The sequence below is a fragment of the Burkholderia sp. YHN3-13 genome (assembly GCF_055810675.1).
The window spans coordinates 136,902-161,831 of record NZ_JBVVNQ010000012.1; the positions used below are offsets into that span (position 1 = coordinate 136,902).

23 protein-coding genes, 4 tRNA genes, 1 pseudogene and 1 riboswitch are annotated in these 24,930 nt (G+C 66.2%); of the genes and pseudogenes, 11 read left to right on the forward strand and 17 right to left on the reverse strand.

The genetic code is table 11. From position 1 onward, the window contains the following. Nucleotides 1-17: 17 nt before the first annotated feature. Together rdgB and rph are read right to left on the reverse strand one after the other, a co-directional pair. A complete protein-coding gene (gene rdgB, locus AC0KUR_RS25065) occupies nucleotides 18-662 on the reverse strand; it encodes an RdgB/HAM1 family non-canonical purine NTP pyrophosphatase (protein WP_197423864.1) in 645 nt (214 codons plus the stop codon). Beyond that, nucleotides 637-1,377, reverse strand: a complete 741-nt coding sequence (gene rph, locus AC0KUR_RS25070; protein WP_473376548.1) for a ribonuclease PH — start codon at nucleotides 1,375-1,377, stop codon at nucleotides 637-639. Before rph ends, rdgB begins: the two co-directional genes overlap by 26 nt. A gap of 173 nt (nucleotides 1,378-1,550) precedes the next feature. On the opposite strand from rph, the gene AC0KUR_RS25075 reads away from it, so the two are divergent. From AC0KUR_RS25075 to AC0KUR_RS25090, 4 genes are all read left to right on the forward strand, one after another. Beyond that, nucleotides 1,551-2,474, forward strand: a complete 924-nt coding sequence (locus AC0KUR_RS25075; RefSeq protein WP_034187384.1) for a YicC/YloC family endoribonuclease — start codon at nucleotides 1,551-1,553, stop codon at nucleotides 2,472-2,474. Nucleotides 2,475-2,480: 6 nt separating this feature from the next. Next, the gene (gene gmk, locus AC0KUR_RS25080) at nucleotides 2,481-3,155 is read left to right on the forward strand and encodes a guanylate kinase (RefSeq protein WP_034187385.1); all 675 of its coding nucleotides are present in this window, start codon (nucleotides 2,481-2,483) and stop codon (nucleotides 3,153-3,155) included. A 58-nt stretch (nucleotides 3,156-3,213) separates the two neighbouring features. Continuing rightward, complete coding sequence (rpoZ, locus tag AC0KUR_RS25085; protein ID WP_006025620.1) at nucleotides 3,214-3,417, forward strand: DNA-directed RNA polymerase subunit omega; 204 nt, start codon at nucleotides 3,214-3,216, stop codon at nucleotides 3,415-3,417. A gap of 63 nt (nucleotides 3,418-3,480) precedes the next feature. Beyond that, nucleotides 3,481-5,847, forward strand: a complete 2,367-nt coding sequence (locus AC0KUR_RS25090) for a RelA/SpoT family protein (RefSeq protein WP_049032098.1) — start codon at nucleotides 3,481-3,483, stop codon at nucleotides 5,845-5,847. A gap of 148 nt (nucleotides 5,848-5,995) precedes the next feature. On the opposite strand, the gene AC0KUR_RS25095 is transcribed toward AC0KUR_RS25090, so the two are convergent. The 3 genes from AC0KUR_RS25095 to AC0KUR_RS25105 form a co-directional block, all read right to left on the reverse strand. Further along, a tRNA-Arg gene (locus tag AC0KUR_RS25095) sits at nucleotides 5,996-6,072 on the reverse strand. A gap of 61 nt (nucleotides 6,073-6,133) precedes the next feature. Continuing rightward, nucleotides 6,134-6,210, reverse strand: a tRNA-Arg gene (locus tag AC0KUR_RS25100). Nucleotides 6,211-6,276: 66 nt separating this feature from the next. Then, nucleotides 6,277-6,353, reverse strand: a tRNA-Arg gene (locus AC0KUR_RS25105). A 128-nt stretch (nucleotides 6,354-6,481) separates the two neighbouring features. Between AC0KUR_RS25105 and greB the strand changes: the two genes are divergently transcribed. Next, complete coding sequence (greB, locus tag AC0KUR_RS25110) at nucleotides 6,482-7,045, forward strand: transcription elongation factor GreB (RefSeq protein WP_473376549.1); 564 nt, start codon at nucleotides 6,482-6,484, stop codon at nucleotides 7,043-7,045. Between the two features lie 82 nt (nucleotides 7,046-7,127). Here greB and AC0KUR_RS25115 read toward each other — a convergent pair whose 3' ends face one another. Both AC0KUR_RS25115 and AC0KUR_RS25120 read right to left on the reverse strand, forming a co-directional pair. After that, entirely contained in the window at nucleotides 7,128-8,273 is a 1,146-nt protein-coding gene (locus AC0KUR_RS25115) for a porin (protein ID WP_034187388.1), read from the reverse strand. A 497-nt stretch (nucleotides 8,274-8,770) separates the two neighbouring features. Further along, the gene (locus tag AC0KUR_RS25120; protein ID WP_034187389.1) at nucleotides 8,771-9,037 is read right to left on the reverse strand and encodes a hypothetical protein; all 267 of its coding nucleotides are present in this window, start codon (nucleotides 9,035-9,037) and stop codon (nucleotides 8,771-8,773) included. Between the two features lie 393 nt (nucleotides 9,038-9,430). Here AC0KUR_RS25120 and AC0KUR_RS25125 point away from each other — a divergent pair, with 393 nt between their 5' ends. Further along, the gene (locus AC0KUR_RS25125) at nucleotides 9,431-9,634 is read left to right on the forward strand and encodes a cold-shock protein (RefSeq protein WP_006476615.1); all 204 of its coding nucleotides are present in this window, start codon (nucleotides 9,431-9,433) and stop codon (nucleotides 9,632-9,634) included. A 141-nt stretch (nucleotides 9,635-9,775) separates the two neighbouring features. Next, nucleotides 9,776-10,903, forward strand: coding sequence for an exonuclease domain-containing protein (locus AC0KUR_RS25130; protein ID WP_034187390.1), 1,128 nt, complete (start codon nucleotides 9,776-9,778; stop codon nucleotides 10,901-10,903). Nucleotides 10,904-10,926: 23 nt separating this feature from the next. Here the strand turns inward: AC0KUR_RS25130 and AC0KUR_RS25135 are convergent, their stop codons facing one another. Beyond that, on the reverse strand, nucleotides 10,927-11,520 hold the full coding sequence (locus AC0KUR_RS25135; protein WP_473376550.1) for a chorismate mutase: 594 nt from the start codon (nucleotides 11,518-11,520) through the stop codon (nucleotides 10,927-10,929). A gap of 223 nt (nucleotides 11,521-11,743) precedes the next feature. Then, nucleotides 11,744-11,890: a hypothetical protein gene (locus AC0KUR_RS25140; protein WP_009690993.1), complete on the reverse strand. Its 147-nt coding sequence runs from the start codon at nucleotides 11,888-11,890 to the stop codon at nucleotides 11,744-11,746. A gap of 198 nt (nucleotides 11,891-12,088) precedes the next feature. Here AC0KUR_RS25140 and AC0KUR_RS25145 point away from each other — a divergent pair, with 198 nt between their 5' ends. The 3 genes and pseudogenes from AC0KUR_RS25145 to AC0KUR_RS25155 all read left to right on the forward strand — a co-directional run. Beyond that, the gene (locus AC0KUR_RS25145) at nucleotides 12,089-12,478 is read left to right on the forward strand and encodes a DUF2946 domain-containing protein (RefSeq protein WP_034187392.1); all 390 of its coding nucleotides are present in this window, start codon (nucleotides 12,089-12,091) and stop codon (nucleotides 12,476-12,478) included. A 124-nt stretch (nucleotides 12,479-12,602) separates the two neighbouring features. Next, on the forward strand, nucleotides 12,603-14,942 hold the full coding sequence (locus AC0KUR_RS25150) for a TonB-dependent receptor (RefSeq protein ID WP_473376551.1): 2,340 nt from the start codon (nucleotides 12,603-12,605) through the stop codon (nucleotides 14,940-14,942). A gap of 63 nt (nucleotides 14,943-15,005) precedes the next feature. After that, nucleotides 15,006-15,265 (forward strand): annotated as a pseudogene (locus AC0KUR_RS25155) (TlpA family protein disulfide reductase); the annotation flags it as partial. Nucleotides 15,266-15,344: 79 nt separating this feature from the next. On the opposite strand, the gene AC0KUR_RS25160 reads toward AC0KUR_RS25155, so the two are convergent. The 7 genes from AC0KUR_RS25160 to pepN all read right to left on the reverse strand — a co-directional run bounded on the left by AC0KUR_RS25160 (nucleotide 15,345) and on the right by pepN (nucleotide 23,203). Beyond that, nucleotides 15,345-15,599 carry a GlsB/YeaQ/YmgE family stress response membrane protein gene (locus tag AC0KUR_RS25160; RefSeq protein WP_034187394.1) on the reverse strand — a complete coding sequence of 85 codons (255 nt, stop codon included), beginning with the start codon at nucleotides 15,597-15,599 and terminating at the stop codon, nucleotides 15,345-15,347. A gap of 236 nt (nucleotides 15,600-15,835) precedes the next feature. Then, a complete protein-coding gene (locus AC0KUR_RS25165) occupies nucleotides 15,836-16,057 on the reverse strand; it encodes a hypothetical protein (protein ID WP_226251662.1) in 222 nt (73 codons plus the stop codon). Continuing rightward, nucleotides 16,054-17,793: an FAD-dependent oxidoreductase gene (locus AC0KUR_RS25170; protein WP_473376552.1), complete on the reverse strand. Its 1,740-nt coding sequence runs from the start codon at nucleotides 17,791-17,793 to the stop codon at nucleotides 16,054-16,056. The genes AC0KUR_RS25165 and AC0KUR_RS25170 overlap by 4 nt, the downstream gene beginning before the upstream one ends. 163 nt (nucleotides 17,794-17,956) lie before the next feature. Next, nucleotides 17,957-18,766 (reverse strand): helix-turn-helix transcriptional regulator, encoded by an 810-nt coding sequence (locus AC0KUR_RS25175; RefSeq protein WP_473376553.1) that lies wholly within the window; start codon nucleotides 18,764-18,766, stop codon nucleotides 17,957-17,959. A gap of 170 nt (nucleotides 18,767-18,936) precedes the next feature. After that, nucleotides 18,937-19,012: transfer RNA gene (locus tag AC0KUR_RS25180), tRNA-Thr, on the reverse strand. Nucleotides 19,013-19,217: 205 nt separating this feature from the next. Next, nucleotides 19,218-20,231, reverse strand: a complete 1,014-nt coding sequence (locus AC0KUR_RS25185; RefSeq protein ID WP_006485729.1) for a class 1 fructose-bisphosphatase — start codon at nucleotides 20,229-20,231, stop codon at nucleotides 19,218-19,220. 278 nt (nucleotides 20,232-20,509) lie between these two features. Next, on the reverse strand, nucleotides 20,510-23,203 hold the full coding sequence (gene pepN, locus AC0KUR_RS25190; protein ID WP_124669199.1) for an aminopeptidase N: 2,694 nt from the start codon (nucleotides 23,201-23,203) through the stop codon (nucleotides 20,510-20,512). Between the two features lie 187 nt (nucleotides 23,204-23,390). Here pepN and AC0KUR_RS25195 point away from each other — a divergent pair, with 187 nt between their 5' ends. Continuing rightward, nucleotides 23,391-24,089: a DUF4136 domain-containing protein gene (locus tag AC0KUR_RS25195; RefSeq protein ID WP_049036562.1), complete on the forward strand. Its 699-nt coding sequence runs from the start codon at nucleotides 23,391-23,393 to the stop codon at nucleotides 24,087-24,089. Nucleotides 24,090-24,141: 52 nt separating this feature from the next. On the opposite strand, the gene AC0KUR_RS25200 is transcribed toward AC0KUR_RS25195, so the two are convergent. Further along, on the reverse strand, nucleotides 24,142-24,714 hold the full coding sequence (locus tag AC0KUR_RS25200) for a TMEM165/GDT1 family protein (RefSeq protein WP_049036560.1): 573 nt from the start codon (nucleotides 24,712-24,714) through the stop codon (nucleotides 24,142-24,144). A 94-nt stretch (nucleotides 24,715-24,808) separates the two neighbouring features. Beyond that, a riboswitch (yybP-ykoY riboswitch) is annotated at nucleotides 24,809-24,930 on the reverse strand.

Here is a 24,930-nt window from a genome sequence, read left to right on the forward strand (position 1 = left end):
ACGGGTAACGGGCATGCTCATGCTTCCTCCGCGAGCCGCGCCAGCAGCGCCTTCAGCGCCAGCGCGCGATGGCTGTGCGTGTTCTTCACGGCCGGATCGAGTTCCGCGGCCGTCGCGCCGAGCGCCGGCAGGTAGAAATACGGGTCGTAGCCGAATCCGTGCTCGCCGCGCGGCGTATCGACGATCTCGCCGGCCCAGCGCCCTTCGGCGAACAGCGGCTCGGGATCGTTCGCGTGGCGTACGAGCGCGAGCACGCAGCAATAGTATGCGCGCCGGTCGTCGACCCCGCGCAGTTGCTCGACGAGATACGCGTTGTTCGCCGCGTCGCCCTTGTCGCGGCCCGCACGCTGCGCGTAACGTGCCGAATAGACGCCCGGCGCACCGCGCAGCACGCGCACGCACAGGCCCGAATCGTCGGCGATCGCCGGCAGCCCGGTGAGCCGCGACGCGTGACGCGCCTTCGTCAGCGCATTCTCGATGAACGTGCCGAACGGCTCTTCCGCTTCGGGCACGGCGAGATCGCCCTGCGGGACGATCTCGATGCCGACCGTCGCGAACAGCGCGGTGAATTCGCGCAGCTTGCCCGGGTTGTTCGACGCGAGGACGATGCGCGACAGCGGCGCGAGGGTGCGATCGTCAGGCATGGCCGGCGCCCAGGACATCCTTCTGCAGCTGCACGAGCTCGGCGATGCCGCCCTGCGCGAGGTCGAGCAGCGCATTCATCTCGGCGCGCGAGAACGGCGCGCCCTCGGCCGTGCCCTGGACTTCGACGAAACCGCCGGCACCCGTCATCACGACGTTCATGTCGGTGTCGCACTGCGAATCTTCCGCGTAGTCCAGGTCGAGCACCGGCGCGCCTTCGTATACGCCGACCGAGATCGCGGCGACGTGGTCGGTGATCGGCGAGCGCGCGAGCTTGCCGGCCGCGATCAGCGTCGACACGGCATCGTGCGCGGCGACGAAGGCGCCGGTGATGCTCGCGGTGCGCGTGCCGCCGTCGGCCTGGATCACGTCGCAGTCGATGTGGATCGTGCGCGGGCCGAGCGCCTCGAGATCGAACACCGCGCGCAGCGCGCGGCCGATCAGGCGCTGAATTTCCTGCGTGCGGCCGGTCTGCTTGCCGCGCGCGGCTTCACGGTCGCTGCGCGTGTGCGTCGCGCGCGGCAGCATCCCGTATTCGGCGGTCAGCCAGCCTTGCCCGCGCTCGCGCAGGAACTCGGGCACGCGTTCGGAGACGCTCGCGGTGCAGAGCACCTTGGTGTCGCCGAATTCGACCAGCACCGAGCCTTCGGCGTGTTTCGTGTAGTGGCGCGTGAGGGCGACCTTGCGCAGTGCGTCGGCGCGGCGGCCGCTCGGGCGGGAAACGGAAGACGTCATGGGGAAATCGCGGAAGGAGAGGAAACCCCGATTTTAGCGCCGAACGGCGGGCTTGCCCGGCGGGGTGGTCCGCAAAAATGGGATAATGCGCGCTTCCCGCCCCGCGTTTTCCGATGCGCCGGGCGCCTCGACACATCCCCGCCCGCGAGGGCACCCAGACGGCGAGACGAACCATGATCTACAGCATGACGGGCTACGCGAGCGCGACGCGCGAACTCGCGACGGCCACCGGCAACGGCGGCACCAGCGTGTCGGTCGAACTGCGCACCGTGAACTCGCGCTTCCTCGACCTCAATTTCCGGATGCCGGACGACGTGCGCGCGTGCGAGCCCGCGCTGCGCGAAATGCTGATGAACAAGCTGTCGCGCGGCAAGGTCGACGTGCGCATCAACCTGCAACGCGGCGAACAGAGCATCGGCGCGGGCGCGCTGAACCAGTCGGCGCTCGGCCAGCTTGCCGATCTCGAGCGTGCGGTGCTCGATTCGTTCCCGGGCGTCGGCCGCCTGCGCGCGGGCGAGATCCTGCGCTGGCCGGGCGTGCTCGCCGAAAGCGGCGTGTCGGCGGAAGCGATCCGCGACGCGGTGCTCGCGTGCGGCAAGGAAGCGATCGGCGAGCTCGTCGTCGTGCGTTCGCGCGAAGGCGCGCAACTGGCGACGATGCTGCTGTCGAACGTCACCGAGATGGAAGCGATCGTCGCGCGCATCACGCCGCTCGTGCCGGAGCTGATCGCCAAGCATCAGCAGAAGATCGTCGAGCGCCTGCAGGAAGCGCTCGGCCTCGCGGCGCCCGAAGGCGGCGCGACGATCGTCACGCGCGAGGAAGCCGCGGAACGCATCCGTCAGGAAGTGACGATGTACGGGATCCGGATCGACATCGCGGAAGAGCTGTCGCGACTTACCGCGCACCTGAACGAAACGCGTCATGTGATCGAGAAGGGCGGCCGTGTCGGCAAGCGCCTCGACTTCATGATGCAGGAACTGAATCGCGAAGCGAATACGCTCGGCTCGAAGGCGGCGGCGAAGGAACTGGCCGACGCGTCGATGGCGCTCAAGCTGTTGATCGAGCAGATGCGCGAGCAAGTGCAAAACCTGGAGTAACGCAACATGATCCACCCCACTCACGACACGCATACGCTTCACGCGGGTGTCTACCCCGGCAACCTGTTCATGGTCATTGCGCCGTCGGGCGCCGGCAAGTCGACGCTCGTGAATGCGCTGCTGTCGAAGGACCGCGACATCTGCCTGTCGATCTCGTACACGACGCGCAAGCCGCGCCCGAACGAACAGGACGGCCAGCATTACCACTTCACGACCGTCGAGGATTTCCGCGCGCGTCACGCGGCGCATGAATTCCTCGAGAGCGCGGAAGTGCACGGCAACTATTACGGCACGTCGCGCGTCTGGATCGAAGAGCAGATGAAGAGCGGCCACGACGTGCTGCTCGAGATCGACTGGCAGGGCGCGTTGCAGGTGAAGAAGCAGTTCCGCAACGCGGTCGGCATCTTCATCCTGCCGCCGTCGCTCGATGCGCTCGAGGAGCGGCTGAAGAAGCGCGGCCAGGACGAACCGAACGTGATCACGCGGCGCCTGCTGGCTGCCGGCAGCGAGATCGCGCACGCGTCGGAAGCGGAATACGTGGTGATCAACGAGAATTTCGAGCGTGCGCTCGCGGAGCTCGAATGCATCGTCGCCGCGACGCGCCTGCGCTTTGCTTCGCAGTACGCGCGACACACGGAGCTGTTCATCGAGCTCGGCATCCATCTGCCCCACGCGGAATGACGCGGGGGACGAGGGACATAAGGTAGAATAAGGACTATATTCAGAAGGAATTACCAACATGGCTCGCATTACCGTCGAAGACTGCCTGAAGCAAATCCCGAACCGCTTCGAACTGGCGCTCGCCGCCACCTACCGCGCGCGGCAGCTCGCGCAAGGCCATACGCCGAAGATCGAAAGCCGCGACAAGCCGACCGTCGTCGCGCTGCGCGAAATCGCTGCCGGCCAGGTCGGCGTCGAGATGCTGAAGAAGGTGCCGGTGTAACGCGCATCCGGCCCGTTCCAGCCATGTAATCCACGCGCGCAACGACTCGACCTGGAGGCGAATATGAGCACCACCCCATCGTCCGCCTCCGCGGATTCGACCACCGAAGCCACGGCCCAGTCGCCTGCGCGCCAGTACATCGACGCGGTCCTCGAACAGTCCTTCCGGCATCTGTTCGGGCCGACCGCCACTCCGGAGCAGCCGCGCAAGCACGGTGTCGTTTCGATCGCGAAACTGACCACCGTGCTGGCCGAGTATCTCGCCCCGGACGAAATCAAAGAGGTCAAGGCGGCGTTCCACTTCAGCGACGAAGCCCACCTCGGTCAATATCGCCAGAGCGGCGAGCCCTACATCACCCATCCCGTCGCCGTCGCGGAAATCTGCGCCGGCTGGAAGCTCGACGCGCAGGCCGTGATGGCCGCGCTGCTGCACGACGTGATGGAAGACCAGGGCGTGACCAAGAACGAGCTGGCCGAGCGGTTCGGTCCGAAGGTCGCCGAGCTGGTCGACGGCCTGTCGAAGCTCGACAAGATGGAATTCCGCAGCCGCGAGGAAGCGCAGGCGGAAAACTTCCGCAAGATGCTGCTCGCGATGGCGCGCGACGTGCGCGTCATTCTCGTCAAGCTCGCCGATCGCCTGCACAACATGCGCACGCTCGGCGCGGTGCCGATGGAAAAGCGCCGCCGCGTCGCGCGCGAAACGCTCGACATCTACGCGCCGATTGCCCATCGGCTCGGGTTGAACAACACGTATCGCGAGCTGCAGGACATGAGCTTCGCGAACTTCAACCCGCATCGCTACGCGACGCTCGAGAAAGCCGTGAAGGCCGCACGCGGCAACCGCCGCGAAGTGATCAGCAAGATCCTCGAGGCCGCGCAGCGCGCGATGGCCGACGCGAAGATCGACGCCGAGATCACCGGCCGCGAGAAAACCATCTACAGCGTCTACCGCAAGATGCGTGACAAGCAGCTGTCGTTCTCGCAGGTGCTCGACGTGTACGGTTTCCGCGTGGTCGTCGACAGTCCGCTCGACTGCTACACGTGCATCGGCGCATTGCATGCGCTGTACAAGCCCGTGCCCGGCAAGTTCAAGGACTACATCGCGATCCCGAAGATCAACGGCTATCAGTCGCTGCACACGACGCTCGTCGGCCCGTTCGGCGCGCCGATCGAGTTCCAGGTGCGCACGCGCAAGATGCACGAGATCGCCGAGGCCGGGGTCGCCGCGCACTGGCTGTACAAGAACGGCAGCGCCGATCTCAGCGACGTGCAGAAGCGCGCGCACCAGTGGCTGAAGTCGCTGCTCGACATCCAGAGCGAAGCCGGCGATTCGAGCGAATTCCTCGAGCACGTGAAGATCGACCTGTTCCCCGACGCGGTGTACGTGTTCACGCCGAAGTCGAAGATCATGGCGCTGCCGCGCGGCGCGACGGCACTCGATTTCGCGTATTCGATCCACAGCGATCTCGGCAACCAGTGCGTGGCCGTGAAGATCAACAACGAGCTGCTGCCGCTGCGCACCGAGCTGAAGAGCGGCGACATCGTCGAGGTGATCACCGCGCCGTATTCGAAGCCGAATCCCGCGTGGCTCGGTTTCGTGCGTACCGGCAAGGCGCGTTCGGCGATTCGCCACTACCTGAAGACGATGCGCCTGAACGAGTCCGTCCAGCTGGGCGAGCGGCTCGTCGACCAGAGCCTGAAGGGTTATGGTCTTGCGCTGGCCGACGTCGCGCCGGAAGTGTGGGAGAAGCTCGTGCAGTGGACGGGCAACAAGAGCCGTCAGGAAATTTTCGCGGATATCGGCCTGGGCCGCCGCGTCGCCGCGGTGATGGCCAAGCGCATCGAGGTGCTGATGAGCGGCCGCGACGCGGACGACGATCTGCCGAAATCCGAACGGCATGCCGCGCACCATGCGCCGCCGGTCGTGATCACCGGCACCGAAGGGATGTCCGTGCAGTTGTCGGCCTGCTGCCGGCCGATTCCGGGCGACGCGATCATGGGTTACATCGGCATCGGCCTGGGGATGGCGATTCATACGACCGATTGCCGTGTCGCGCAGCGTATCCATCGCCGCGATCCGGGCCGCTGGATCGATGTCGAATGGGCGCCGCAGCCGGGCCGCCTGTTCGATGTCGCGGTGAAGGCGCTTGTGAAGAACACGAAGGGCATCTTCGCGCGTGTTGCGGCGGACATCACGTCGGCCGACGCGAACATCGTGCATATCGCGATGGACGAGGATCTGACGCACGAATCGACGGTGCTGCGCTTCGTGATCCAGGTCAGCGACCGTGTGCACCTCGCGAACGTGATGCGGCGCGTGCGCACCAATCCGGACGTGATGCGGATCATGCGCGAGCGTTCGACCGACGACGGAGCGCATGCGCGCCACGACGGTGGCATGCGCATCGAGCGGGAGCGGCAGGATTACTGACGGGCTCGGTGTGCGGGCGATCGACGGACGGCGGCCAATGGCCGCCGTTTTCATGTCGGCAGCGGTATGAACCTGCGGCAACGCGCGCGAGCGAAGAGGGGTAGCTGAAAAGAAAAAAGGGCTTTCCCGAAGGAAAGCCCTTTTAAGGTGGCGCGGCTGGCAGGATTCGAACCCACGACCCCTTGGTTCGTAGCCAAGTACTCTATCCAACTGAGCTACAGCCGCACGCAAAACGGTACTGCTTCAACTGTCGGAACCTTCTGCGATGGGAAGGCCCCCAAAAAAGTGGCGCGGCTGGCAGGATTCGAACCCACGACCCCTTGGTTCGTAGCCAAGTACTCTATCCAACTGAGCTACAGCCGCACGCAAAACAAAACTTCTACTGCTTCGAACTGAAAGGGCCTTCGGTTGGGAAGGCCCTCGAAAAAGTGGCGCGGCTGGCAGGATTCGAACCCACGACCCCTTGGTTCGTAGCCAAGTACTCTATCCAACTGAGCTACAGCCGCACGCAGAAGCGAAATTATAGCAGGGTTGTATAAAAAGGGAAGCCTTATTCGCGAATTAGGCGGCATGGCCTTCGCGGCGGCCCTTCGTGTACCCTTGGAGCATCAGTCATCCACGTTGAACCCGCATCATGAACAAGGCGTTTGTCAAAGAGTCGGACGGTGACGACGACGATCTCGACCAGGCTCAACCCACGATTCCGGCGGGGGCGAAGAACTACATCACGCCGGCCGGCCACAAGCGGCTGAGGGACGAGCTGCTGAACCTGATCGACGTCGAGCGCCCCGAGGTCGTGCGGCTCGTGTCGTGGGCCGCGTCGAACGGCGACCGGTCGGAGAACGGCGACTACATCTACGGCAAGCGGCGGCTGCGCGAGATCGATCGCCGCATTCGCTTCCTGACGAAGCGGCTCGACCTCGCCGAAGTCGTCGACGCGAGCCGGCAGGAGAATGTCGACCAGGTGTTCTTCGGCGCAACGGTCGATTACGAGACGCCGGATGGCGTGGATCACACGATCACGATCGTCGGGATCGACGAGGTCGATCTCGACCATGGCTGCGTCAGCTGGATTTCGCCGGTCGCACGTGCGCTGATCAAGGCGAAGATCGGCGATACCGTCACGCTGATGACGCCGGCCGGCCCGCAGCCGATCGACATACTCGACGTCCGCTATCCGGCGCGGGGCACCGCCTGAGCCACGGCCCGCGCGCACGGCGCGGCAACGAAAAAGCGCCCCGGCGGGGCGCTTCGTCATCCGGCTTGTGGGCGGGTTTCGCTCAGAAGCGGTGGCGCATGCCGGCCGTGACCGCGATCTGCTTGTTGGTCGAGGATGCGGCACCGAGCCCGTTGATGTTGGCACCGAGGTCGAGGCCGTCGTTGTTGACCTTCTGGAACTCACCCTGCAGATAGACGTCGGTGCGCTTCGACAGCGCATAGTCGGCCTGCAGGTTGAACTGGTGCCAGGTCGGCTTGTCGCCGGCCAGGCGGCCCTGCGTGTACGTGTACGAGCCGGCGAGCGACAGGGCCGGCGTCAACGCGTAACGGCCGTTGACTTCATAGTTGCTGAAGCGCGCGGTGCCGCCGAGGCCCGTGATGCCGCCGGACACGCCGGATTGCCCCGCGCTGATCGCGCGAATGCCGGTCAGGCGCGTCTGCGTGAACACGAAGCCGACCGTGGCGGGGCCGAAGCCGTAATTCAGGCCGGCCCCCCAGGTGCGCTGCACGCGCGACGCGAAGGTCCAGTCGCCGGTCACCGCGCCCGGATCGGATGCGGCCTGCGCGAGCGCGTTCACGTCGCTGTTCAGCTGCAAGTAGGCCGCGGCGAAGTTGAACCCCAGGTAGCTGTACGACACGCCGCCGCTATACGCGCGGTTGTTCGCGAACGCCGTCGAGTTCGAGAACCCGTACAACGCGCCGAACTTGAGGCCGCCGTAGTTCGCGCTCTGGTACTTGACCGAATTGTTGATCCGGAACGAATTGTTCAGGTTGTCGTTGTCGAACGGGTGCGCGAACTGCGTGCCGCCATATTGCGTGCCGGTCAGCGACAGCGGCCCGAGGTAGTCGACGACGCTGTCGTATTGCCGGCCCAGTGTCAGCGAACCGTAGCTGTCGTGCGCGAGGCCGACGAATGCTTGCCGGCCGAACTCGCGGCCGTTCTGCTTCAGCGCGCCGTTGTTGATGCCGAAACCGTTTTCCAGCGTGAAGATCGCTTTCAGGCCGCCGCCGAGATCCTCGGTGCCGCGCAAGCCCCACCGGCTGCCGTTGACCGAGCCGCTCGTTTCCTGCCAGGCGCTGTGACCGCCCTGATTGTTCGTGTAGGTGATGCCGGCGTCGATCAGGCCGTATAGCGTCACGCTGCTTTGTGCGTGTGCGGCGGTAACGAATACACCCGACAACGCGGTGACGATCAGGGTTTTTTTCATGGATCTGTCTCCAAACAGGATGATGTCGATCGAACCTGCTGCCGGACCGGGCTGATGTGCGTGACGCTGTGACCGGCAGAGCGGCGGTGCGCTTGTCAGAAAGCCATCTGCAGTGTACGGAGTGCGTGAAGCGGAGGAGGGTGACGCTTTAAGCAATAATGTATTTTGGAATCCGCAAAGATCGTGGGATGCGCGTAAACGGTTGCACATCAAGGGTTTGCGGCGGTGCAGCGAAGAAAAATGGCGTTCAGGACTCCGTAACGGGCGTTGCGCGATCGCGACACCTGGTCAGCGGCCGGCGAGGGAGGCCGTAGCGCGATTATTGACACATCGGCAATAGAGGTTTGTGTGGAGCATGGCTAATGAAAGGTTGTTCTCTCGCTATACTGCGATCTCTGCTTTCCGAAGCAGACTTTTTCGTTGACGGAAAAGATCTCCAAACCTTTGTCGGCGCGACTTCCCAGTCGCGCTTTTTTTTTGCCCCGCCGGTCCGTGCGCTACTGCGCGTACGAGCGCCGCTTGCGCTTGGGCGCAGGCGCGGCTTCCTCGGCATCGGTCGGCGGCGGTGTATAGGTCCAGTCTTCCATCACGTAGTGACGGGCATCCAGTGGCGAGGCGAGCAGGTTCTGCCAGTGGTCGCCGTGCCAGGTCGTATCGAATTCGGTGTCGCACGGCGCTTCGCGCGCGGACTCGGCCAGGGCGCGGGACTTGCGGCGTACGCGTCCGAGCCGGCTCGCGAAGCGCTTGATTCCGTCCAGCCACATGACCCTCTCCTTCCTGTCGGCGTGGTGTCAGCATCTCAACGTCCCCGGATTTTCGCAACCCGGAAAAAACCCGAGGGATTTACCGAGCTGATTTGTCCCCGGTAGGAATTTCATCGTCGGGATTATCGCCGATCCGCTCCCGGTAATATTGACAGGTTTTTGATGCGAATCAATTAATCAAAGGCGGTGGTGTACCGATTCCAGTGGTATTAGCGCTTTTTCGATAAAACTAACGTCAAAAATCTTCTTGACGCGCCCGGATTGTCCAATTTATAAAGTCAGCACTCCGTCCTCGGGCGGCGTGCTGGTGCGGGTGCTGGCGCAATGTTTCGGGATTTCGGGAAACGGCTATAAAAATAGCTTTTTTGATCTAATCGAGTGGGGAACGAAGACATGGATACCGGTATCGTGAAATGGTTTAACGATGCTAAAGGTTTTGGTTTTATTACGTCGGACAATGGTGGTGAAGATTTGTTTGCGCACTTTTCCGAAATCCGGATGGACGGCTTCAAGACGCTGAAGGAAAACCAGCGTGTTTCGTTCGACGTCAAAGTCGGGCCGAAAGGCAAGCAGGCAGCGAATATCCAGGCGGTCTGACGCGCCACGCATTGCCGATCACGTCCGGCCCCCGCATCGCGGGGGCTTTTTGTTTTCCGGGGACGAATCGCTTCGGTCCGCGCTGGCCGTGGCCATGCTTGCCGGTGCATACTCACGGAAGCATCGTTTTCCTGTCTTTTCATGTCTGATTCTCGTCCGTCCGATCCCGCCAGCGAACAACCGCTCGTCTTCGTCGACCTCGAAACCACCGGCGGCTCGCCCGCCGAGCACCGCATCACCGAAATCGGCGTGGTCGAAATCGGTCCGCTTGGCGTGTCGACGTGGACGAGCCTCGTCAATCCCGAGCAGGCGATTCCGCCGTTCATCCAGCAACTGACGGGCATTTCGGATGCGATGGTGCGCGACGCGCCGTCGTTCGCGTCGCTCGCGCCGGCGCTGTTCGAGCGGCTCGACGGCAAGCTGTTCGTCGCGCACAACGCGAGTTTCGATCGCGGTTTCCTGCGCGCCGAATTCGAGCGCGCCGGCTTGGCGTTCAATCCCGATGTGCTGTGTACGGTCCGGCTGTCGCGCGCGCTGTTCCCGCGCGAATCGCGGCACGGGCTCGACGCGTTGATCGAGCGGCACGGTCTCGTTCCGGCTGCGCGCCACCGCGCGCTGGCAGATGCCGATCTGCTGTGGCAGTTCTGGCGCCAGTTGCACGACATCGTGCCGCTCGAGCGGTTGCGCGACCAGATCGCGCGCACGACGCGCCACTTCCGCCTGGGCGGCGATCTGACCGAGGCGTGGCTCGACACCGCGCCCGCCGGCTGCGGCGCCTATGCGTTGTTCGGGGAGGGCGACGCGCCGCTGTATGTGGGCCGAAGCGTGAGGGTGCGGCAGCGGCTGCGCGCGCTGCTGACCGGCGAGCGCCGTTCGTCGAAGGAGATGCGGCTGGCCCAGCAGGTGCGGCGCGTCGAATGGCGCGAGACCGGCAACGAACTGGGCGCGATGCTGGCGGAAGCGCAATGGATCGCCCAACTGCGGCCGTCGTACAACCGGCGCCCCGCGGCCGATGGCGTGCGTGGCGGCAATGCGCACTGGCCGTTCGACGGCGCCGTTGCGTTCGAGGCGAACGGCGAGCGCCGCCTGTTGCATGTGATCGACGGCTGGCGCTACCTCGGCACGGCCGAATCGCTCGATGCGGCCGCGCGGCTCGCCGCCGAGGCGGCGGACGGCACGTTCGAACCCTTTACCCATCGCCTGCTGCAGACGCATCTCGCGCGCGGGCTGCAACTGATTCCGCTCGCCGCGCTTACGCCGGCAGGTTGAGGGGGCGCGCGGCGCCGGCCGCGTCAGCCGATCGCGCTGGCGCCGCCGGCCGAGCAGACGTGCGACAGCGCGGTGTCGAGTGCTTGTGTCTGCTTCGAATCGTAGCGCGTCAGCGTTTTCCAGTTCGTGATGCTGCGCGCGAGGCGTGCCTGGCAATCGGGCGCATTGCGCAGCGGCGCGACCTGCGCGAGGCCCGCGAGCATTTTCTGCGTCAGCTGGTCGAGCGCCGGGCGCGTGCTGGTCGCGAGGTCGGGCGGTGTGCCCTCGGGCGGCCGCGTCGTGCGCCAGGTCGCGAACAGTGCGTTCTGCACGTCCTTGCTCGCGGTGATCTGGTCCTCGAAGAACGTCCGTGCGAATGCCGGATCGACGCCGGCTTGCGTCGCGCGCTTTTCGACCGACGCAAGCAGGGTTGCTTCGCGCGGCGGGTCCTCGATCGCCTTCTGATTCGCCCACTTCCACCGCGCGACCGGTTCGGCGAGCGCGAGGCGTTGCGACGCGAGTGCGACGAGGTTGGTGAGCGCGGTGTCGTCGCCGTCGGCGCGGGCAATGTGAGGCGACGAAAAGAGGGCGACACCGAGCGCGGCGACAGCGACGCTGGCACGAATGGCTTGCTTCATCGGAATGATCGGAGGAGCCGGGCGGACCGGAGGTGGAAAACCAGAAGGATAGACGAAGACAGTCGCGCGGCGTAGCGACGCGACAGAAGAATCAGCAGGCGAGCTGATCCGGCACCGTCAGGCTGTTGCGGCCCGGGTGCGAGGCGAATGGCGCGCGATGCGCAGTGATGAACCGCACGATAGCGATGATCGACACGTGGCGGTTACAGAACCGGACAGGCGTTCACTTCGGCGAGTACAGCTTGTGCTGCTCGTCGAAGAATGCCCGCACGTGCTCGGGCAATTCGGCGAGGAATTCCACGCCGACGGGTTCCGGATCCGGGCTCATCACTTGCTCGGGCGGTGGCATGCGAGTGGGTCTTTCGTCCATGGTCATTTCTCCAGCAGGTTCGATGATTATCAACCTCGTGCTTGGATTTATGCCAGTGGCGAATCGTTAGATTTTGTCTCTGTTGTATTAACGGCACATGCGCTGCGGCGCGAGGTGTGATGGCCGCTATTGCCTCCTGCGCATTCAGCAACAATCGGGTCGCTTGTTATACTTGCGCGCACTTTTTCCTGGACCGCGATGAGACGAACGACGCGATGGATCGGCCTCGTATGGCTGGCGCTGGTACTGAACGTACTGTCGCCCGTCGTCGGCTACGCGCGTCTTGCGTCGAGCGGTTCGGGCGCGCTCACGCTCGAGTTGTGCAGTGCAGCGGGCGCGCGCCAGGTCGTGCTCGCCCAAGCGGGCGACGACCGCGACACGTCGTCGTTCGACCATGCCGGCGTGCCGCACTGCGTGTACTGCCCGGGCTTCGCGGCGAATCTCGCGCTCGGCACGCGCCTGCCCGACATGCCGGGCTTCGTGCGGACGTTCGCGTATCGCGTGGCCGCGCCGGCCGTTCCCGATTTTCCCCGCAAGCGCATTCGTCTCGCGCAGCCGCGGGCCCCGCCTGAAAACGTCCCGATCTGATTGATGTCGTGCGCGCCCCGGCGGCGCGCGTGCCGTCCGCGGCCCGGTCCGCGCGCCGCGTCGTGCGTGCGCGGCGCGCGCGCGTGCCCGGCGGTGTCCGATCACGTTTTCAGGAATTCACTTCATGTCGTTTACCCACGTCGCGCGGTTGCCGCGCGGCCGGCTCGCGCTCGCATGCGCGGCCGCTTTTGCGTGGCCCGCCGCGCACGCCGCATCCGCGGTCGATGCGCCCGCCGATGCGGTCCCCGGCGGTGTCGAGCGCCCGGCCAGCGCCGCCGTGCCGCCGGCACCGGCCCGCGACACGCTGACCGCCGTCAGCGTGACTGCCCAGCGGCAGCCGGTCGATCCGGATACGCCGGCCGTCGTCACGTCGATCACGCGCGTGCAGATCGAGTCGCATACCAACGTCACCACCGAGGACGCGCTGAAGTACGCGCCGAACCTGATGGTCCGCAAGCGCTATATCGGCGACCGCAACAGCGTGTTCGCGGGCCGCGACTTCAACGAACTGCAGAGCGCACGCGGGCTCGTGTACGCGGACGGTGTGCTGCTGTCGAACCTGCTCGGGTCGAGTTATGCGTACCCGCCGCGCTGGTCGCTGATTCCGCCTGACGACATCGCACGCGTCGACGTGCTCTACGGCCCCTTTTCCGCGCTGTATCCCGGCAACGCGATCGGCTCGACGGTGCTGCTCACGACGCGGCGCCCGGACAAGCTCGAGGCATCGCTGTCGACGCAATTCTTCACGCAGCGCTATCACGACGGCTACGGATTCGCGGACAGCTTCGGCGGCAATCATCAGACCGCGCGGATCGCCGACCGCGTCGGCCGGTTCTGGTTCGCGCTGTCGCTCGACCGGCTCGAGAACAACGGTCAGCCGATGCAGTATGCGAGTCCCAATTCGGCCTACACCCCGAAGCTGGGCACCGCCGTACCCGTCACGGGCGCCGCGACCGACATCGGGCCGAACGGCAAGCCGCGGACGATCGTCGGCGCGCAGACGATCGAGCGGACCGAGCAGCTCAACGAGACGGTCCGGATGGGCTACGCGTTCACCGACCGCGTCGATGCGACGCTCACGCTCGGGCATTGGGAGAACCATTACCGGCAGCACGGCGAAACCTTCCTGCGCGACGCGGCCGGCAACCCGGTCTACGGCGGCAACGTGTCGATCGGCGGCCGGAACATGACCGTTGCGCCGAACGCGTTCGCGCCGCAACGCGGCGACCAGGAGAACTGGCTGTACGCGCTGGGCCTGAACGGCCGGCTCGATTCGGGCTGGCGGCTGTCGGGCGTCGTGTCCGCGTACGACGTGTCGCGCGACGTGCTGCGCGCGGCCTCGACCGTGCAGGGCGGGGCGGGCACGCTGTTCCAGGGCGACGGCACCGGCTGGCGCACGCTCGACCTGAAGGCCGAGGCGCCGGCAGTGAAGGGCCACACGTTCACGTTCGGTTACCACTACGACAACTACTTCCTGCGCAACGTCACGTACAACACGGCCGACTGGCTGGCCGGGCCGACCACGTCGCTCGCGAGCGTCTATCGCGGCGACACGCGCACGCAGGCGCTGTTCGGGCAGGATGCGTGGCGCTTCGCGCCGGGCTGGCTCGCGACGCTCGGGTTGCGCTACGAGCGCTGGGATGCTTACGGCGGCGCGCTCGGCAACGCGGGCGGCACGCTCGGTTATGCGGATCGCGGCGCGAACGCGCTGTCGCCGAAGGTTGCGCTGCAATGGGACGCGACGGACGTGTGGCGCTTCCGGCTGTCGTTCGCGACCGGCACGCGGTTCCCGACCGTCGGCGAGCTGTTCCAGGGCACGATCTCGAACAATGCGATCGTCAACAACAACCCGAACCTGCGGCCGGAAAAGGCGATCGACTGGGACTTCACGGCCGAGCGCGACGTCGGTGTCGGCGTCGTGCGCGCGAGCGTGTTCCAGAGCGACCTGCGCGATTCGATCTACAGCCAGACGACCGTGTCGGGCGCGACGACCGTCACCAACGTCTCGAACGTCGACCGCGTGCGCGTACGCGGTGTCGAGCTCGCGTTCAGCGGCGAAAACGTCGGGCTGAGGGGGCTCGCGATCGACGCGAACGTATCGGCCAGCAATGCGCAGATCCTCGCCGATGCCGCGAATCCTGCCTACGTCGGCTCGCGCTTCCCGCGCATTCCGCGCATGCGCGCGAACCTGCTGGCGTCCTATCGCTTCGACGAGCACTGGCTCGCGAGCGTCGGCGTGCGCTACTCGGGCCGCCAGTTCAACACGCTCGACAACAGCGATGTGAATCCGGACGTGTACGGCGGCACGAGCTCGTTTACGGTCGTCGACCTGAAGGCACGCTATCGCCTCGATCGTCACTGGACCGCATCGCTCGGCATCGACAACCTGACGGATCGCCGCTACTACGTGTTCCATCCGTATCCGGGCCGTACCTTCTACGGAGAACTGAAATGGTCGCTGTGAAGTCGTTCGCGGCGTTGTCTCCGGCGGGTGCGACGTGTTCCATTCGCGCATCGGGTCGCATGACAGCGCCTTCATCCGGACGGGTAGCTCGCGATGGTCGTGATGGATGCGTACGACGACAACGGTGCGGCGCTCGCGTAAGCGCTCGCGCGATATGCGCACGCGGAACCGGTGCCCGAGCGTTTGCGCGCGGCACTGGATGCGGGATGGCGGGGAACATGCCGCGCACCGTATGGATCGGGCGCGATCGTGCACGCGAAGCGCGCAGCGGGGTGTTGACGACCGACGTGCTCGACGGCGGGTTGCAGCACGCGAAGCGGTGATCGAACGGGCGGCGCGCGGCAAACGGGCCGCGCGCCGGCCTGATGCGAAAACGCGCCCGAAGGCGCGTGGAGAGAAGCGTCAGGCCGCTCGTTTGAATAGCCGGATCACGAACAGCAGGATCACCGCACCGACGACCGCGACGATCACCGAGCCGATGAAGCCGCTGCCGACGCTGATGCCGAGTACTCCGGCGAGCCAGCCGCCGATCACCGCGCCGACGATCCCGACGATGATGTCGACGATCAGTCCGAAGCCGCCGCCTTTCACGAGCAGCCCGGCAAGCCAGCCGGCGATCGCGCCGATGATGAGCCACATAATCAAGCCATGAGTCATGGTGGTCCTCTCCTTGGGTTGAGTCGAAATGACCGGGCAACGGCTGTCGTGTGCCGCAAGCTGGATGAAAGCGACATGCGACCCGCCGCGCCGCCCACGCAATGTAACGCGATAGACGGGTCAGGATCGTTAAGTAATGTTATGCACCCTTAAGCGGATTTTCCAGGGGAATTCGTCTGGCTGCGACACGTCGTGAAATGAATATGTAAGAAATGGGTGGGGACGGACCTGGCCGGTCAGGCGTCCCGCTGTCCGCGTGCCGCCGCCGGAACGTTTGCATCGGGCAGCCCTTCGCCAGCATCGGCGATCAGTCGTGCGACGATCGCGGGATCGGCTATCGTCTCAATCGACAGGAGTGCGAAGCGGGCGAGAAAAAGCGGTGCGTCGGTTTCACCGATCCGTGTCATCGTGCGGCACAGGTCGGTGTAGAGCGTGTCGCGTTCGATATCCGTGATCATGCGGTCTCCTGAAGGTCGGTCTCGGTTGACGTGGGCGGGTGGAGCGCGCGGTCGAGCGCGGCGGCGAGATCGTCGGCGCGCGCGTCGTGCCAGCGGCCGAGTACGTGCCCGTCCGGTCGCACGAGATAGACGGTGCCGTCGCGTGCGCCGTACAGGTCGAACAGCCGGCCGTCGTCGTCATGGCCGGCGCAGGCCGGGTGTCGCGGCCCCGCCTGTCGTGCGAGCGTGACGAGCGTGAACGGCACGTGCGCATCCTGCACGCGCCGCTCGAGATCGGCGAGCGACGGATCGGGCACGCCATCGCGCGTGAAGCAGAACGCGGTGAAGCGCGGCGCGACGAGATCGGTCAGGTGGCCGCTGCGCGTGCCGCCGCCGAGTGGCGCGTACAGCGTCAGCGGACATTCGACGAGTACCGTGCCGGGCGCCGGGCCGGCCGCGAACGTGTCGCGCTCGGCGGCATTCAGCGGCGACTTCGCGTACGCGATAGCCGATGTCTGGCGCGGGTTGATCAGCGAACGCAGTGCCGGATGCCGGCGCGCGAGCGTCAGCACGGCCTTGCGCATCAGTTCGAAGGCAAACGACGGCGGCGCCATGAACTCGGTGCTCTTCGTGCCGTAACGCAGGTTCTCGTGCGTCGCGAACACGCGTTCGTCCGAGTAGCTGTCGAGCAGTGCGTCCGACGCGATGCCGCGCAGCACGTACGCGAGTTTCCACGCGAGGTTGTCGGCATCGTCGATGCCCGAATTCGCGCCGCGCACGCCGAAGATCGGCACGAGGTGTGCGGCGTCGCCGCAGAACAGCACGCGGTCGTGCCGGTAGCGTTCGAGCGTCAGTGCGTTCGCCTTGTAGATCGTGATCCAGATCGGCGACCATGGGCCGCGCTCGCCCATCATGTCGAGCAGGTTCTGCACGCGGGGGATCACGTGCTCGGGCTTCACGGCCGCGTCGGCATCCTCGTCGTCGCGCAACTGGTAGTCGATCCGCCACACGTTGTCGGGCTGCTTGTGGACGAGCACCGTCGAGCCCGGGTTCGACGACGGATCGAAGTACGCGAGGCGCTCGGTCGGCCGGTTGCTGTCGAGCGCGATGTCGACGATCACATAGCGGCCCTCGTAGCGCGTGCCGCGGAGCGACAGACCGAGCGCGTCGCGCATCGTGCTGCGTCCGCCGTCGCATGCGACGACCCAGTCGGCGTCGAGCGCGTAGCCGCCGAGCGGCGTGTCGACGTCCAGGCGTACGCCGTCCGGTTGTCGCGTGACGCCGGTGACCTTCGTCTGCCAGCGGATCTCGATGAAATCGGCGCGGCGTCGCGCGGCGTCCAGCAGGAACTGCTCGATGTGATACTGCGCGAGGTTCACCATCGGCGGCAGCTTCTGGTTCTCGTCCTGCGGCATCGTGAAGTGCAGCACTTCGTCGTCGCGATGGAAACTGCGTCCGCCGGTCCATGGCAGCCCGGTGCGCAGGAAATCGTCGAGCGCGCCGAGCCGTTCGATGATCTCGAGGCTGCGGCGCGAAATGCAGATCGCGCGGCTGCCGTGACAGACCGAATCGTCGGCTTCGATCAACACGCTGCGAATGCCGTGATTCGCGAGGCCGAGCGCGACGGCGAGGCCCACGGGGCCGCCGCCGACGATCGCGACGCGATGCCGGTGCGTATCGATGCCGTCGACGCAGTCCGGCAGATGCGCGGAATGGCGCGCGGCGACGAACGGATAGGGTTTGAACGCGATGGTCATCGTTGGCTTCCACGGTGGTCTGACTCGACGTGCGCGCATCGGCGATGCGATGGGCAACGGGTCGATGCAGTATGGAAGCCGGGCGTGTCGCCGTTGTCCCCATTTCGGGTACGGCGGGCGCGGCAGGCGTGGCGGCGCTACGTTCGTCGCGAACCGAAACGGGTCAGGGCTGCATGCACAGCGCAAACAGTTCGCGCTGGCTCGAAATGCCGAGGCGCCGATACGCGCGCTTCTGATAGGTGACGACGCTCGATGCCTTCACGCCGATCGTCTCGCCGATCTCGCGCGCGGTCTGGCCTTCGAGCACGCCGCGCAGCACGTCGAGTTCGCGCTTGGACAGTTCGGGGCACGCATGGCGCAATCGCGCGAGCATCCGTTGCGGGATGCCGACCTGCATCGCGCCGGCGAGTGCGTAGTGATGCTTCGCCGCCTGCGCGATCAGCGGCGCGAGCGTTTCGATCGCCGCGATCTCGCGCGGCTGGAACGCGCCGCTGCGATGGGCGCGGTACAGGTTGATCGACAGCCACGTCGCATCGTCGGGCTGCACCAGCAGCGCCAGCCGGTCGGATACGTCGGGGCCGCGATAGCAGGCCGCGCGATACGCTTCGTGAGCGATCTCGTCGCCCGCTTGCTGATGCAGCAGCAGGTCGTGGCGGTGCGTGTCGCGATGGGCGGCCGATACGATCGGCTGGTTGCCGTCGAGTGCGTAGAAGTGCCGTGCGTAGGTGTCGGCGACGTCGCGCAGGTAGCGGCCGCCGCGATGATCGGCAACCGACATCGTGCGCGGGCGATTGCCGAATTCGTACGCGAAGATCGTGCATTGCGTGATCGACAGCGCAGCGTCGAACAGCTTCAGGACTTCGGCTGCGAACGCGTTCGCCTCGTGGCCGCCGATCGCGGCGACGAGACGCGTCGCGCGGGAGATATCCAGCTGCGCGTTGAGAGTCGGTCGCTCGAGACGCCAGGTGCGCATGAGGCGGGGAAGAGGGCGGAGTGGTCCGGCGATTGTAATCGGCCGCACGCGGTGCGTGAGTCGGGGGATGCCCGCAAGCGGGGCGGATACGGATACCGGATGGGCGCACGATTTCGGCGCCGGAAAAGAGAAAAGGCCTGACAAGCGATGCTTGTCAGGCCTTTATGTCTTGGTGCCGGAGATAGGAGTCGAACCTACGACCTTCGCATTACGAATGCGCTGCTCTACCAACTGAGCTACACCGGCAGCAGAGAAATGAAATTATATGGTCAAATCCGAGATCTTGGCAATAGGTTTTGCGAACTTTTTTCAGCTTGCTGCTGCTGTTTCGCGAAACCCTCGATCCGGCGGACTGCCCGCTTTCACTTCACTGTGATGCGACCGGTCAGGGCCACATCAAGAGGCGAGATTGTACTTGCGCATCACGCCTCCGTCCAGTGCTGCAGTGCAATTATTTTGCTTCGTCGTGATAGCCGGTGACGCGCTCGACTTCGTTCTTCGAGCCGAGGAACACGGGCACGCGCTGGTGCAGGCCCGTCGGCTGCACTTCCATGATGCGCTGCGTGCCGGTCGTCGCGGCGCCGCCCGCCTGTTCGACGATGAACGACATCGGGTTCGCTTCGTACATCAGGCGCAGCTTGCCCGGACGATCGGGCGTGCGCTTGTCCGCCGGGTACATGAAGATGCCGCCGCGGTTCAGGATCCGGTGCACGTCGGCAACCATCGAGGCGATCCAGCGCATGTTGAAGTTGTCGCCGCGCGGGCCGTCCTTGCCGGCGTTCAGTTCGTCGACGTAGCGCTTGACCGGGTCGTACCAGTGGCGCGCGTTCGACGCGTTGATCGCGTATTCGCGCGTGTCGGCCGGGATCTGCATGTTGCTTTGCGTGAGCACCCACGAGCCGACTTCGCGGTCGAGCGTGAAGCAGTTCACGCCGTTGCCGGTCGTCAGCACGAACACCGTCTGCGGGCCGTAGACGGCGTAGCCGGCCGCAACCTGCTGCGTGCCGGGTTGCAGGAACGATTCTTCGGTCGCCTGCTTGCCGTCCGGGCAGCGCAGCACCGAGAAGATCGTGCCGATCGACACGTTCACGTCGATGTTCGACGAGCCGTCGAGCGGATCGAACACGAGCAGGTATTCGCCGCGCGGGTAGTTCGCCGGGATCGGGAAGAACGTTTCCATTTCTTCCGATGCCATCGCGGCGAGGTTGCCGCCCCACTCGTTTGCGTCGAGCAGGATTTCGTTCGACAGGATGTCGAGCTTTTTCTGCACCTCGCCCTGGACGTTCTCGCTGCCGGCGGTGCCGAGCGCTTCACCGAGCGCGCCCTTCGACACGTTGTAGCTGATCGCCTTGCACGCGCGTGCGACGACTTCGATCAGCAGGCGCAGGTCGGCGGGAAGGTTGTTGGTCTCACGTTGCTGTTCGATCAGGAACTTCGACAGCGTGGTGCGGCGGGCAATGGACATGACAGACTCCGAAAGGCCAAAGAATCCTTGAATGGCCGCAATTTTACCTGTCGCGCTTCCCGCGCCGCCGGCTTTTTTCGTCCGGTTACATCGCCGGGCGGCCGAGCCGGCCCGGTTTCCGGCGGCGGAGGGGGCGCGGTGCGTACCGGCGCGGCGGCAGGCCGAGCGGTCAGACCCCGTCATTCGGCTCGGTGCCGGCCGCGCCCGTGCAATAAAAAAGCCGGCGCCGCATCGGGCGGCGCCGGCTTCATCGCGCGAATGCGGCGCGGGCGACGGCGTCAGGCGAGCGCCTTCTCGACGATCTCGCGCACGTCGCGCGACTTCGCGCCGGCCGCGACCTGCTCGAGCGCGCCGCGCATGCGGTCGCGCAGCGCCGGCGTGAAGCGGCGCCACAGTTCGAGCGAACGCGCGAGGCGTGCGGCGACCTGCGGATTGATCGCGTCGAGCGCGAGCACCTGTTCGGCCCAGAACGCGTAGCCCGAACCGTCCGCCGCGTGGAATTGCGCGGGGTTGGCTGCACAGAAGCTGAAGATCAGCGAGCGTGCGCGGTTCGGATTCTTCAGGTTGAACGCCGGATGCGCGAGCAGCTTGCGCACTTTCGCGAGCGTCGGCTGCGCGGCCGTGCCGCGTTGCGCCGCCTGCATCGCGAACCACTTGTCGATCACGAGCGCCTCCTTCTCGAAACGGCGGTAGAAGTCGTCGAGCGCGCGATCGGCCGGCTCGTTCGCGCCCGCGGCGGCGGCGGACAGCAGCGCGCCGAGGGCGGCCGCGCGATCGGTCATGTTGTTCGCCGCGTCGTACTGCGCGGTCGCGAGGCGCACCGCATCGGCCGGATCCTCGAGTTCGGCGAGATACGCGAGCGCGAGGTTCTTCAGCGCGCGGCGGCCGGAGGCCTCCGGCGTCGGCTCGTAGGCGCCCGGCGTCTGGTGCTGCTCGTACGCGGCGAGCCATTCGGCGCGCAGCGCGGTCGCGAGCTGGCGGCGCACGAACAGGCGTGCGCGATGCACGGCGGCCGGATCGGCCTCGGCCATCTGGTCGGCGAGGTAGGTTTCCGACGGCAGCGTCAGCGCGAGTTCGCGGAACGCCGGCGACAGCGTCGCGTCGGTCAGCACGCGCCGGAACGCGGCAATGAAGTTCTCGCCGAGCGTGAGCGGTTCGTTCGCGGCCGCCCGCGCGGCAAGCGTCAGCAGCGCGCGCGTCGCGAGGCGCTGGCCGGCCTCCCAGCGGTTGAACGGATCGCTGTCGTGCGCGAGCAGGAATGCGAGATCGTCGTCGCTGTAGTCGTACTCGACGATCACCGGCGACGAGAAGTTGCGCAGCAGCGACGGCAGCGGCGCTTCCGGCACGTCGACGAACGTGAAGGTCTGCTCGGTGTCGGTGAAGTCGAGCACGCGCGTCGTGCCCGAAGCGGCCGTTTCACCGTCCAGGCGCAGCGGCAGGTCGCGGCCGTCGCGGCCGATCAGGCCGATCGCGAACGGAATCAGGAGCGGCCCCTGCTGCGTTTCGCGCGCGGCCGGCGACGCGTCGCCGTAGCCCTGCGCGAGCGTGACCGTGTAACGGCGCGCGGCCGCGTCGTACGCGGTGCGCACCGACACGCGCGGCGTGCCGGCCTGGCTGTACCAGCGCTCGAACTGCGCGAGGTCGCGCCCGTTCGCGTCGGCCATCGCGTGACGGAAGTCGTCGCAGGTCACCGCGTGGCCGTCGTGGCGCTTGAAGTACAGGTCCATTCCCTTGCGGAAGCCGTCGCGGCCGAACAGCGTCTGGTACATCCGCACGACTTCCGAGCCTTTCTCGTAGACCGTCATCGTGTAGAAGTTGTTGATCTCGACGTAGCTTTCCGGGCGCACCGGGTGTGCCATCGGGCCGGCATCCTCGGCGAACTGCAGCTGGCGCAGCACGCGCACGTCCTCGATGCGCTTGACCGCGCGGGCCGCCGATTCGACGTCGTCGCCCGCGGCCATGTCGGCCGAGAATTCCTGGTCGCGGAACACCGTCAGGCCTTCCTTCAGGCTCAACTGGAACCAGTCGCGGCAGGTTACGCGGTTGCCGGTCCAGTTGTGGAAGTACTCGTGGCCGACCACCGATTCGATGTTCGCGAAATCGGTGTCGGTCGCGGTCTCGGGGTTCGCCAGCACGTACTTCGTGTTGAAGATGTTGAGCCCCTTGTTTTCCATCGCCCCCATGTTGAAGTCGCCGACCGCGACGATCATGAAGCGGTCGAGATCGAGCTCGAGGCCGAAGCGTCTTTCGTCCCAGCGGATCGAGTGGATTAGCGAATCCATCGCGTGACGCGTCTTGTCGAGATCGGCCGGCTCGACCCACACCTGCAGCAGCTTTTCCTTGCCGGAGCCGGTCGTGATCTTTTCCTCGATCGCGACGAGCTTGCCGGCGACCAGCGCGAACAGGTAGCTCGGCTTGCGGAACGGGTCTTCCCATTTCGCGAAGTGGCGGCCGTCGGGCAGGTCGCCCGAATCGACGAGGTTGCCGTTCGACAGCAGCACCGGGTACGCGGTCTTGTCGGCGCGCAGCGTGACGATGTACGACGCCATCACGTCGGGGCGGTCGAGGAAGTAGGTGATGCGGCGAAAGCCTTCCGCCTCGCACTGCGTGAAGAAATTGCCGCTCGACACGTAGAGGCCCGACAGCGTCGTATTCTGGTCGGGGGCGCACGCGCTTTCGAGCGTCAGCTCGAACGCGTCGGGCACGTTCTCGACCGTCAGCCCGTGCTCGTGCGCGCGCACGGCGCCATGCGGCGCGCCGTCCAGCGACGCGCCGACGAATTCGAGCGCTTCGCCCATCAACTCCAGGTGCGGCGCGGGCGCGGCGTCCGGATTGCGGCGCACGCGCATCGTGTTCCTGACGATCGTGCGGGCCGGCGCGAGATCGAATTCGAGCGCGACGGAATCGATGAGGAATGCCGGCGGCGTGTAGTCGGCGCGGCGGATCACGGTGGAGGAGGCGTTGTCGGACATGGTCGTCGAGATCGGTGGGGTGGGGAACGGGCCCGTTACGCGGGCCGGGCGAACCGGGCCATTGTACAAAGGCTTGCGGCCGCGTGCCGGGCGAACTTTTTACCGCTTTCGACAGTCCGCGTATTATCGGCATCCCGTTGCGGTTCGCGCGGTGCGACGAACGGGTGACGGATCGACGAGGATCAACATGAAACGCGAATGGATTTTTCGCGGTGCGGGCTGGGCGGCGGCGCTGTGCGTGGCGCTGCTGACGGGCTGCACCAGCTATGTGACGACCCAGGTCACGGCCTTCTCCGACTGGAGCGGCAGCGACGCGACACGCACCTATGCGTTCACGCGCACCGAGGCGCAGAAGAACAGCATCGAGCAGTCGACCTACGAGCCGATCGTCGCCAACGAACTGTCCGCGTATGCGTTCCGGCAGGTGCCGCCGGCGCAGGCGCGTTATCTCGTCGGGCTGACCTATGCGGTGGGCAGCGATCTCGTGACGGTGCCGCAGCCGGTCTACTACGACCCGTGGTTTGCGCCCGGGCCGTACTGGCGGCGCGGGCCGTGGGGCCCGTGGGGGCCCTGGGGGCCGATGCCGGCCGGCTATGTCGCGCAGACGTACCAGGTGTTCGACTACACGCTCGGGATCCGCATCACCGAGCGCGCGACGGGCAAGGAGGTGTACAACGTGTCCGCGCGCACGACCGGCGACAACGGCACGCTGCTGTATGCGATGCCGTTCCTCGCGCGCAGCGCGCTCGCCGATTTCCCGCTGTCGAACGGCGCGGTCCGCTCGGTCCGGTTGCCGGTCGACAAGCGCGGCGGGCCGGCGACGCCGGCCGCCAACGAGCGCGCGGTGCCGGCTGCGCCGGCTTCGGGCGCGGCCGTCGCGAAGTAACGCGGTGCCCATCCCGGCGCGGCTACCCGGCCGCGCCGGTCATCCTGTTCCGTCAGACGCCGACACCCAGCAGCGCGAGCGCGCCGAGCACGACGAACAGCACGGCCGCGATCCCGTGCACGAGCCGGGTTGGCAGGCGGTGCGCGAAGCGGTCGCCGAGCAGGATCGCCGGCACGTTCGCGAGCATCATCCCGAACGTCGTGCCGGCCACGACGCCGATGTAGTCCTGGAAGCGCGCCGCCAGCGCGACGGTCGCGATCTGCGTCTTGTCGCCCATTTCCGCGAGGAAGAATGCGACGAGCGTCGCGCCGAACACGCCGAGCCGCGAGCGGGTGGCGTTGGCTTCGTCGGCGTCGAGCTTGTCGGGCACGAGAATCCACAATCCCATCGCGATGAACGAGAACGCGAGCGCCCAGCGCATGATCGACGGCGTGACGAGCGCGCCGAGCCATTCGCCGAGTGCGCCCGCGAAACCGTGGTTCACGAGCGTCGCGACGAGCACGCCGAGAATGATCGGCACCGGCTTGCGATAGCGCGCGGCCAGGACGAGGGAAAGCAGTTGGGTCTTGTCGCCGATTTCAGCGAGGGCGACGGCGCCGGTGGAGATCAGGAAGGCTTGGGACACGTATGGGGTTCCACGGGCCGATGTTGTGCGTGCGAGCGACGATCCACGGCGCGCCGGGCCCTGATGCGGCGCACTGTGAACCATCGGTCTCGCCAGGCCAGCGTGGCTGCGTCCGCCATGGCCGAACGGCCAAGTCTGTTGACGGACGCCTCCGTCACGATGCGCGCCGGGGGCGCGGGACATCGAGCGGAGCGGCTACTCCCCAATGAGCGGCGA

Coding starts and splice junctions, on each gene's coding strand:
- AC0KUR_RS25135 (WP_473376550.1), bottom strand. CDS start 11,520: ATGAAGCAAGCCATTCGTGCCAGCGTCGCTGTCGCCGCGCTCGGTGTC.
- AC0KUR_RS25130 (WP_034187390.1), top strand. CDS start 9,776: ATGTCTGATTCTCGTCCGTCCGATCCCGCCAGCGAACAACCGCTCGTC.
- AC0KUR_RS25145 (WP_034187392.1), top strand. CDS start 12,089: ATGAGACGAACGACGCGATGGATCGGCCTCGTATGGCTGGCGCTGGTA.
- AC0KUR_RS25150 (WP_473376551.1), top strand. CDS start 12,603: ATGTCGTTTACCCACGTCGCGCGGTTGCCGCGCGGCCGGCTCGCGCTC.
- AC0KUR_RS25175 (WP_473376553.1), bottom strand. CDS start 18,766: ATGCGCACCTGGCGTCTCGAGCGACCGACTCTCAACGCGCAGCTGGAT.
- rdgB (WP_197423864.1), bottom strand. CDS start 662: ATGTCCTGGGCGCCGGCCATGCCTGACGATCGCACCCTCGCGCCGCTG.
- rph (WP_473376548.1), bottom strand. CDS start 1,377: ATGACGTCTTCCGTTTCCCGCCCGAGCGGCCGCCGCGCCGACGCACTG.
- pepN (WP_124669199.1), bottom strand. CDS start 23,203: ATGTCCGACAACGCCTCCTCCACCGTGATCCGCCGCGCCGACTACACG.
- AC0KUR_RS25125 (WP_006476615.1), top strand. CDS start 9,431: ATGGATACCGGTATCGTGAAATGGTTTAACGATGCTAAAGGTTTTGGT.
- AC0KUR_RS25115 (WP_034187388.1), bottom strand. CDS start 8,273: ATGAAAAAAACCCTGATCGTCACCGCGTTGTCGGGTGTATTCGTTACC.
- AC0KUR_RS25165 (WP_226251662.1), bottom strand. CDS start 16,057: ATGATCACGGATATCGAACGCGACACGCTCTACACCGACCTGTGCCGC.
- AC0KUR_RS25185 (WP_006485729.1), bottom strand. CDS start 20,231: ATGTCCATTGCCCGCCGCACCACGCTGTCGAAGTTCCTGATCGAACAG.
- AC0KUR_RS25195 (WP_049036562.1), top strand. CDS start 23,391: ATGAAACGCGAATGGATTTTTCGCGGTGCGGGCTGGGCGGCGGCGCTG.
- greB (WP_473376549.1), top strand. CDS start 6,482: ATGAACAAGGCGTTTGTCAAAGAGTCGGACGGTGACGACGACGATCTC.
- AC0KUR_RS25160 (WP_034187394.1), bottom strand. CDS start 15,599: ATGACTCATGGCTTGATTATGTGGCTCATCATCGGCGCGATCGCCGGC.
- AC0KUR_RS25090 (WP_049032098.1), top strand. CDS start 3,481: ATGAGCACCACCCCATCGTCCGCCTCCGCGGATTCGACCACCGAAGCC.
- AC0KUR_RS25075 (WP_034187384.1), top strand. CDS start 1,551: ATGATCTACAGCATGACGGGCTACGCGAGCGCGACGCGCGAACTCGCG.
- AC0KUR_RS25140 (WP_009690993.1), bottom strand. CDS start 11,890: ATGGACGAAAGACCCACTCGCATGCCACCGCCCGAGCAAGTGATGAGC.
- AC0KUR_RS25120 (WP_034187389.1), bottom strand. CDS start 9,037: ATGTGGCTGGACGGAATCAAGCGCTTCGCGAGCCGGCTCGGACGCGTA.
- AC0KUR_RS25170 (WP_473376552.1), bottom strand. CDS start 17,793: ATGACCATCGCGTTCAAACCCTATCCGTTCGTCGCCGCGCGCCATTCC.
- rpoZ (WP_006025620.1), top strand. CDS start 3,214: ATGGCTCGCATTACCGTCGAAGACTGCCTGAAGCAAATCCCGAACCGC.
- gmk (WP_034187385.1), top strand. CDS start 2,481: ATGATCCACCCCACTCACGACACGCATACGCTTCACGCGGGTGTCTAC.